The following is a 7,636-nucleotide window of genomic DNA, read 5'->3' as shown; positions in this document are numbered from 1 at the left end:
CGTTCGACGGCGGCCGGTCACCTTTCGCGAAAGGTGACCGGCCGCCGTCGAACGTTAAACAGCGATGCGGCTAGGAGGCTTGGATCGCAGCCTTGGCCGTGGGATCGGAGTCCTTGAGGAACTTCTCGATGCGCTCCGGCTCTTCCGCCTCGCCGATGGCCGCCGACGCGCGCCCCAGCGAGTAGAGCGCGCGGAGGAAGCCGCGGTTGGGCTCGTGCTCCCACGGGATGGGCCCAGCCCCGCGCCAGCCGCTGCGGCGGAGCGAATCCAGGCCGCGGTGGTAGCCGACCCGTGCGTACGCGTAGGAATCGATGGTGCGGCCCTCTGCCCACGCTTCCTCGGCCAGGACGGCCCACAGCAGCGAGGATGTGGGGTGCTTCGCCACCAGGTCCAGCGCTTCCTGGCCCGCCTCCAGCTGCTGGTACACCTCAGGCTCGGCAGGAAGGAGCGTGGGTTCTGGACCCATCAGGTTCCGGCGGAACTCGTCCGACATCTAGAAGGTCTTTCCGGCGGAGCCGAGCTGCTTGGTGGCTTCCACCACGCGTGCGGCGAGGCCTGCTTCGGCGGCCGCGCCCCAGACGCGGGGGTCGTAGGTCTTCTTGTTGCCCACCTCACCGTCCACCTTCAGGACGCCGTCGTAGTTGCGGAACATGTGGTCAGCCACCGGACGCGTGTAGGCGTACTGGGTGTCGGTATCGATGTTCATCTTGATGGTGCCGTAGGAGACGGCGTCCGCGATCTCCTGGTCCGAGGAGCCGGAGCCGCCGTGGAACACGAGGTCGAACGGGTTTTCCTTGCCGATCTTCGCACCGACCTGGGCCTGGATGTCCTTGAGGATCTCCGGGCGCAGCTTCACGCCGCCGGGCTTGTACACGCCGTGGACGTTGCCGAACGTCAGCGCGGTGATGTAGCGGCCGCGCTCGCCGGCGCCGAGGGCCTCAACCGTGGCCAGGGCGTCTTCGACCGTGGTGTAGAGCTTTTCGTTGATCTCGTTCTCGACGCCGTCCTCTTCGCCACCGACGGTGCCGATCTCCACCTCGAGGATCATCCTGGCGGCGGCGGTGCGCTCCAGCAGCTCACGGGCGATGCGGAGGTTGTCCTCCAGCGTCTCAGCGGAACCGTCCCACATGTGCGAGTTGAACAGCGGGTTGCGGCCGGCCTTGACCTCGGCCTCGGAAGCTGCGAGCAGCGGCAGGACGAAGCCGTCCAGCTTGTCCTTGGGGCAGTGGTCCGTGTGCAGGGCGATGTTGACGTTGTAGCTCTTGGCCACCTCGCGGGCGAAGGCCGCGAAGCCCAGCGAACCGGCAACCATATCCTTGACCGACGCGCCGGACCAGTAGGCCGCGCCGCCGGTGGACACCTGGATGATGCCATCGGACTCAGCTTCGGCGAACCCGCGGATGGCAGCATTCAGCGTCTGCGAGGAAGTCACGTTCACCGCCGGGAACGCAAAGCCGCCCGCCTTGGCACGATCAATCATCTCGGTATAAATCTCTGGGGTTGCAATGGGCATGCTGACTCCTATGCTGGGGTTTCGTCTGAGGGATGTGTCGCTGGAGTAGACCTCGTTGGCTAGGCACCATCCTAGCGATTCCTGCCCTACGCCAGTGTCTCGCGTCACGCAGGGCGGTAACACTCCCCCGCGAGATGGCATTTAACGGCAGTTGCGCGCCTCAGGACTCCCGTTAAATGCCATCTCGCGTCCAGCCACGGCTCAGGAGGGCGGACCTCACTTTGCGGACGACGGCGGGATGGTCGCCTTCGAGGTGCTGCTTACCGATGCGCACCTCCAGCCAGCCATGGAGCGCCGTGGTGTCCTGGCGCCTAATGTCCCGCAGGTACTGCTCCTCGCCGCCGTGGTGGCGTCCGTCGTATTGGAGGGCGATCTTCCAGTCGGGGTACGCGGCGTCGGGCCACAGCACGGGCTGCCCGTCGCGGCCGAAAAGTACGTGGTTCAGTTCCGGTTCAGGCAGTCCGGCGTCGACAAGTGCCAGCCGCATATGCGTCTCGGGCGCAGAGTCGCAGCCCACCCGGATCAGCTCAAGCGCCGCCCGCGCCGTCTTCAGGCCCCGCATGCCCCGGTGCCGTGATACGGCAACCCGGAGGTCTTCGATGCTGCAGAGTGCGCGCCGGGGCCGTGGGAACTCCGGTCCGTGGGCACACACGAAGAAGTCGCCAACTGCCACCAGATCCTTCAGTACCAGCAGCGACGCGAGGTCGAGCCAGGTGCGCGCAGGCGAAGTGACGCGGACGCCGTCGTACTCCACCGTTTCCCCCGGAAGGAAGGTCAGGAGGTGGCCCACCACGTTGACGCGCCGCGGAAAGCTGAAACCGCGCCGGCGTGCCACATGGATTCGCCAGTCACCGCTCATTGCCGCCGGCACCGGTCCGCCCCAGACCCGTAGCGCCGACAGGGACGTCAGCACGGAGGTGTCGTCCAGGTCCGTGTAGCCGCGCAATGCCGCAGCACCCGAGGCTCCGGAGTGGACCGGTATCCGGATTCCCCGGGAGACGGTGACCAGATCCTTGGCTGCAGTGCGCGTCCGGCTGACCCCTGCCTTGTCGGAGCTCCTCACGGAAAAGGAACCCGTGGTCAGCTCACCGGGAAGTTCGGCCCTGCGCATCCTTCATTCTTGCCCGGCCCCGATGCCCGGATTGGGTTATCCACAGGCCAGCTTTCCCACCCCTCCGCGAGATGGCATTTAACGGCAGTTGTGGGGCCCCGGACTGCCGTTAAATGCCATCTCGCGGGGGGTAGAGGGGGTGGGCGGGAAGGGGCAGGCCGGTCAGACGTGCTGGTTGAACACGTGCCGTCGGACCCAGGCGTGCATCGCTATCGCTGCGGCGGAGGCGGCGTTGATGGACCGGGTGGAGCCGAACTGCTCGATGGACAGGGTGGCGGCTGCCGCGGCGTGCACCTCCGGCGTCAGCCCGGGCCCCTCCTGGCCGAACACCAGCACGCAGTCGCGCGGAAGGTCGTACGTCTCCAGCGGCACCGAGTCCGGGAAGATGTCGACGCCGATGATCGCCAGCCCCTCGCCCTGCGCCCATGCTACGAAGTCCTCCACCGTGGGGTGGTGGCGGACGTGCTGGTAGCGGTCGGTGACCATCGCGCCGCGCCGGTTCCAGCGCCGTCGTCCGATGATGTGGACCTCCTTGGCCAGGAACGCGTTGGCCGTGCGCACCACCGTGCCGATGTTGAGGTCATGCTGCCAGTTTTCGATGGCGACGTGGAAGTTGTGCCGCCGGGAATCCAGTTCCGCAACGATCGCCTCGTGCTTCCAGTAGCGGTACTTGTCCAGCACGTTGCGCCGGTCACCGTCCGCCAGCAGGTCTGGGTCCCAGTGGTCGCCTTCGGGAAGCTCGCCTTCCCAGGGCCCGACGCCGACCTCCGCCCTGGGCAGTTCAGCCTCCCCGGGCGCGTGGTCGGGTTCGTTCGTCATACCGGGCGTTTGGGTCACCCCTCAACACTAGACTGGACCATTGGAGCAAACATCACCGGCGGAGGTTAGGCATGGCAGAAGCGGACATGGTCAAGGGCAACCCGGCGGTTTACCGCAGCGGTCAGGAAATCGAGTGCTGGCTGACCGACATGGACGGCGTGCTGGTGCACGAAAACCAGGCGGTGCCCGGCGCGGCAGAACTCATCCAGCGCTGGGTGGACACGTCCAAGCGGTTCCTGGTGCTCACCAACAACTCCATCTTCACGCCCCGCGACCTCGCCGCCCGGCTGCGGGCCTCCGGCCTGGAGGTGCCGGAGGAGAACATCTGGACCTCCGCACTGGCCACCGCCCAGTTCCTCAAGGACCAGGTGCAGGGTTCGGGCTCCGGGAACCGGGCGTACACCATCGGCGAGGCAGGATTGACGACGGCGCTGCACGAGGCCGGCTTCATCCTCACCGACCAGGACCCGGACTTCGTGGTGCTCGGCGAGACGCGCACCTATTCCTTCGAGGCCATCACTACGGCCATCCGTCTGATCCTGGCGGGAGCGCGGTTCATTGCCACCAACCCGGACGCCACCGGGCCCTCAAAGGACGGGCCGCTGCCGGCCACTGGCGCCATCGCCGCCCTCATCACCAAGGCCACGGAGCGCGAGCCATACATCGTGGGCAAGCCCAATCCCATGATGTTCCGGTCCGCGATGAACCAGATCGACGCCCACTCGGAAACCACCGCCATGATCGGCGACCGGATGGACACGGACATCGTGGCCGGCATGGAAGCGGGCCTGCACACCGTTCTCGTCCTCACCGGCATCACCCGACGCGAGGACATCGGCTCTTTCCCGTTCAGGCCCAACCAGGTGCTGGATTCCGTGGCGGACCTGAAGAACCAGATCTAGGTCCGACGGCCTAGAAGATGCTCACGCGGGAGCCGCCGCGCGGCAGCGGGAAGTAGCTGTCCAGCAGGTCCGCCAGGACGGGCCGGTAGATGTGCGGGTTCCAGCCGGGGCTGGCGTGGGCAGGCTGCGCGCCTTCGGTCTGCAGGTCCCAGGAGACCATGTTGTCCTTGAAGGCCACCGCCCACGCCTCAACCGCCGTCTGGTAGCGGACGGTCCGGTCGCGTCGGTTGCCGATGTAGGCCATCTTGGCGTTGCCGAGCTTGCCCACGAACCGCAACCCGTCGAAGTGGTAGATGAAGGCGGACTCGGACTGGATGAGCACGCTGGAGGGGGCGATGGGCGAGAGCTGCTCCAGGGTCTGGTCCAGGATCTGCCGCCAGGTCCGCTCGTCCTTGTGGATGACCCTCTCGCCCAGTTCGTAGCCGCCCCGCAGCGCAGACGGGAACCGGAACCCGCGCTCGTAGAGGAACACCACGCCGTCGAACCAGCTCTGGTCCAGCACGTCGTGCTTGCTGTAAGGGCTCGAATCCAGCACGATGAACTCCACCTCCACGCCGTGGATCTCCAGCAGCCGGGCGGCAACCTGCGTTGCCACCATGCCGCCAAAACTGTGGCCATAGAAGAACAGCTTGGTGATCTTCTCGGCCCGGACGTGCTCGATGACGGCTATTACTACCTCGTCGATGTCCAGGCCAAGGTTGGAATATCCGACGGCGGCCAGCCGTGCGCGCTTGTTCAGAGCCCCCCGGAGGGAGTTGAGGATCCACTGGGCCTCTTCCCAGCTGGTTTTGTAGCCGGGAAAAAGGAACCAGCTGGCGTTGGGATGGTATTCGTCCGCGAAGTCGTCCGGCACCGCCAGAATCCGGTTGGTCCGGCGCTGGGACTGGACATGCCGGGTAACCAGCATGTCCGCGGCGAGGATTCCGGACGCCCCGGCACCGGCAAGGAAGCTGCGGCGGGAGAACCGTTTCAGGGCAGCAGCTTCATCCAGCAGCCGGGCTTCGGGAGTCCGGGGCCGGTCCTGGGCAGTCAGCTCCCCCTCGTGTGGCACTCCCCTACCGTAGGCATACGGGAAGAGCCCCCCGCAAGACGGTGGAGGTAACCATTCGGCGTAAAGTCAGCTGGCAGCCTGGTTCCCGGCTGCCGGACGAGAACCCGGAGTTTCCGCAGGCCAGCCATCCAATGCCGACTGCTGGCGGCGCAGGATCTCCCGCCCGATGTCGTTGTAGCGGCCCAGCAGGTCCGCCCCGGCCAAGGCACCGGGGCTGTCCAGGAGCGAAAAAAGTGCGTCGCTCGCGGCCAGCAGTTCCGGATCCGCATAGTCGGCGAGTGGACGGCCGCACAGCTCATCCAGGTACGCGCCGGTGGTGGGCGGCAACCCCACAGGCGGGTGCACGTCGCTGGTCGGCGACCCGCCGCCGTCGACCGTCAGCGGCTCGCCGGCAGCCGGGACGTCGAGCCCCGGAGTGACCTCAATGGAAACTCCGGCACTGTAGAGTCCGGGCAGGGTGAGGGCATCCATGGCATTGAGGTCGCCGCGAAGTCCGGCAAGGGCGGCGGAGGCAATAAGCTCCGCCCCGGAGAGGTCAACACGGATGTGGGAGCGGATGCCCATCCGACGCACGCGGCCAATAATGTGGATCAGGACGGGGCGGGACTGCTGGTCCAGACTTCCCTCGACGTCAATCCGGACAACATCGGAAGGAACATCGATGCTGATCCGGGCATTTAAGGTGTGGTCCATAGGTACTCCAAAAGAGGTTCTATGGCCGACGGCTCAACCTCGGCAAGCGTATCCGCCACGACAGCCTCCGCACAAGCCATCCGCGCGGTACAGCGCATGATGCGGCGCCGGGGGCTCACGCAGTCCGGCTGGATTCCACCTTTCCGGGCTCCTGGAAATGCGTCCGTGTTCCGGCGCCGCCCACCGAGTCCACCAGCGACCGGGCGATGTCCCGTAACTTGGTGTTGCTGTTGCTCGCCGCCTCGGTCAGGATCCCGACAGCTGTTTCCTGGCTGCAGCGGTTCTGGGCCATGACTATGCCGATGGCGATGTCAATGATGGTCCGGGACTCAAGGGTGGCGCGGAGGTTGGCGGCGCTGTCGGTGTGGAGTGAGAAACGTACGGCCAGCCGAAGGGCTTGGGAGATCTCGCGGGTGAACCCGCGGGCCCTGGCAGTAGCACGCTCATCGAACTTGCGCGGCGCATCGGAGTAAAGATTCAGTGCGGCCTTCGCTTCTCCCTGCAGGTTGAAGGGAAGGGACAGGACGGACCGCAGGCCGTGCGCGGCCACGGCGTGGGCGTAATCGGGCCCCCAGCGGTTCTCCTCGAGCAGGTCGGGGACGTGGACTTCGCGTTCCTCCTGGGCTGCGGTGAGGCACGGTCCCTGGGAGAGCGAATACTGTATCTGGTCCACTTCCCGGGCCGATTCGCTGCTCCACCCGATAGTTGCGGCCTTACGGTCACGGAGCAGCGTGATGCCGCACAGCGCGTCGTCGCCGTCGCCGGCCATCTGGTGCGCAGAGAACCGTGCGAGTTCGTTGAGGAAGTCCTCGAAGTCGGCACTCTCCAGGATGAGGTTCTGCACCTGGTCGGTGGTGCTGAGGGGCGGGTCTGCGTGGAGCATGGCGCGTTCTCCAGAGTCTTTCAAAGGGTTACGCACATGATAAATCAGGGGCGCCGGGGGTTCCAACAGTTTGCAGGCTAGGAGAGGCCCAGCTCGTCCTTGCCGAACGCAAAGAGGTAGGGAACCCCGGTTTCCGCTTCGATCTTTTCCTTGGCGCCAGTATCGCGGTCCACGATGACTGCCACGGCCACCACGTTTCCGCCGGCCTTGCGGACGCCTTCCACAGCGGTCAGCGCGGAGCCGCCGGTGGTGGACGTGTCTTCGAGGACCAGGACGTTGCGGCCCTCCACTGACGGGCCCTCGACCTGCCGTCCCATGCCGTACGACTTCTGCGCCTTGCGCACCACGAAGGCGTCGACCGGGCGCCCGGCATCGACCGCGGCATGCATGACGGCGGTCCCCACGGGGTCGGCCCCCATCGTCAGGCCGCCCGCGCACTCGAAGCTGATGCCGGCGTCGTCGGCGAGCGCCAGCATGACCTGGCCCACCAGCTTGGACGCCTCATGGTGCAGGGTGATGCGGCGCAGGTCGATGTAGTAGTCCGCCTCGGCTCCGCTGGAGAGGATGACCTTGCCGCGGACTACGGCCAGTTCCTTGATCAGTTCCAGCAGGCGGGCGCGGGCAGCGGCAGTATCGGCCGCGGTTTCGGTGGGGGAAGTCATGG

General features: G+C 66.4%; 9 protein-coding genes. 1 reads left to right on the top strand and 8 read right to left on the bottom strand.

The genetic code is table 11. The features are described 5' to 3' along the window. Window positions 1-70: 70 nt before the first annotated feature. From ACFWIX_RS14560 to ACFWIX_RS14545, 4 genes are all read right to left on the bottom strand, one after another. Window positions 71-493 (bottom strand): DUF3151 domain-containing protein, encoded by a 423-nt coding sequence (locus ACFWIX_RS14560; RefSeq protein WP_377216843.1) that lies wholly within the window; start codon window positions 491-493, stop codon window positions 71-73. Next, window positions 494-1,513, bottom strand: a complete 1,020-nt coding sequence (gene fbaA / locus ACFWIX_RS14555; RefSeq protein WP_377216842.1) for a class II fructose-bisphosphate aldolase — start codon at window positions 1,511-1,513, stop codon at window positions 494-496. A 172-nt stretch (window positions 1,514-1,685) separates the two neighbouring features. Beyond that, a complete protein-coding gene (locus ACFWIX_RS14550) occupies window positions 1,686-2,624 on the bottom strand; it encodes a hypothetical protein (protein WP_377216841.1) in 939 nt (312 codons plus the stop codon). A 162-nt stretch (window positions 2,625-2,786) separates the two neighbouring features. After that, window positions 2,787-3,443 (bottom strand): TrmH family RNA methyltransferase, encoded by a 657-nt coding sequence (locus tag ACFWIX_RS14545; RefSeq protein ID WP_377216840.1) that lies wholly within the window; start codon window positions 3,441-3,443, stop codon window positions 2,787-2,789. Window positions 3,444-3,514: 71 nt separating this feature from the next. Between ACFWIX_RS14545 and ACFWIX_RS14540 the strand changes: the two genes are divergently transcribed. Then, complete coding sequence (locus ACFWIX_RS14540; RefSeq protein ID WP_377216839.1) at window positions 3,515-4,345, top strand: HAD-IIA family hydrolase; 831 nt, start codon at window positions 3,515-3,517, stop codon at window positions 4,343-4,345. Window positions 4,346-4,355: 10 nt separating this feature from the next. Here ACFWIX_RS14540 and ACFWIX_RS14535 read toward each other — a convergent pair whose 3' ends face one another. The 4 genes from ACFWIX_RS14535 to pyrE form a co-directional block, all read right to left on the bottom strand. Continuing rightward, on the bottom strand, window positions 4,356-5,396 hold the full coding sequence (locus tag ACFWIX_RS14535; RefSeq protein WP_377216838.1) for an alpha/beta fold hydrolase: 1,041 nt from the start codon (window positions 5,394-5,396) through the stop codon (window positions 4,356-4,358). A 66-nt stretch (window positions 5,397-5,462) separates the two neighbouring features. Next, window positions 5,463-6,089 (bottom strand): hypothetical protein, encoded by a 627-nt coding sequence (locus tag ACFWIX_RS14530; RefSeq protein ID WP_377216837.1) that lies wholly within the window; start codon window positions 6,087-6,089, stop codon window positions 5,463-5,465. Window positions 6,090-6,204: 115 nt separating this feature from the next. Further along, window positions 6,205-6,972 (bottom strand): GAF and ANTAR domain-containing protein, encoded by a 768-nt coding sequence (locus ACFWIX_RS14525; protein ID WP_377216836.1) that lies wholly within the window; start codon window positions 6,970-6,972, stop codon window positions 6,205-6,207. 77 nt (window positions 6,973-7,049) lie between these two features. Continuing rightward, on the bottom strand, window positions 7,050-7,634 hold the full coding sequence (gene pyrE, locus ACFWIX_RS14520; RefSeq protein ID WP_377216835.1) for an orotate phosphoribosyltransferase: 585 nt from the start codon (window positions 7,632-7,634) through the stop codon (window positions 7,050-7,052). Window positions 7,635-7,636: the final 2 nt, after the last annotated feature.

This window comes from Pseudarthrobacter sp. NPDC058362 (assembly GCF_042723515.1).
In the GTDB taxonomy this organism is placed as follows: domain Bacteria; phylum Actinomycetota; class Actinomycetes; order Actinomycetales; family Micrococcaceae; genus Arthrobacter.
This window is presented reverse-complemented; position numbering and strand designations above follow the sequence as displayed.

Bases quoted from the DNA above. Each gene is read 5' to 3' on its own strand.
- ACFWIX_RS14560 (WP_377216843.1), bottom strand. From the start codon at position 493: ATGTCGGACGAGTTCCGCCGGAACCTGATGGGTCCAGAACCCACGCTC.
- fbaA (WP_377216842.1), bottom strand. From the start codon at position 1,513: ATGCCCATTGCAACCCCAGAGATTTATACCGAGATGATTGATCGTGCC.
- ACFWIX_RS14550 (WP_377216841.1), bottom strand. From the start codon at position 2,624: ATGCGCAGGGCCGAACTTCCCGGTGAGCTGACCACGGGTTCCTTTTCC.
- ACFWIX_RS14545 (WP_377216840.1), bottom strand. From the start codon at position 3,443: ATGACGAACGAACCCGACCACGCGCCCGGGGAGGCTGAACTGCCCAGG.
- ACFWIX_RS14540 (WP_377216839.1), top strand. From the start codon at position 3,515: ATGGCAGAAGCGGACATGGTCAAGGGCAACCCGGCGGTTTACCGCAGC.
- ACFWIX_RS14530 (WP_377216837.1), bottom strand. From the start codon at position 6,089: ATGGACCACACCTTAAATGCCCGGATCAGCATCGATGTTCCTTCCGAT.
- ACFWIX_RS14525 (WP_377216836.1), bottom strand. From the start codon at position 6,972: ATGCTCCACGCAGACCCGCCCCTCAGCACCACCGACCAGGTGCAGAAC.
- pyrE (WP_377216835.1), bottom strand. From the start codon at position 7,634: ATGACTTCCCCCACCGAAACCGCGGCCGATACTGCCGCTGCCCGCGCC.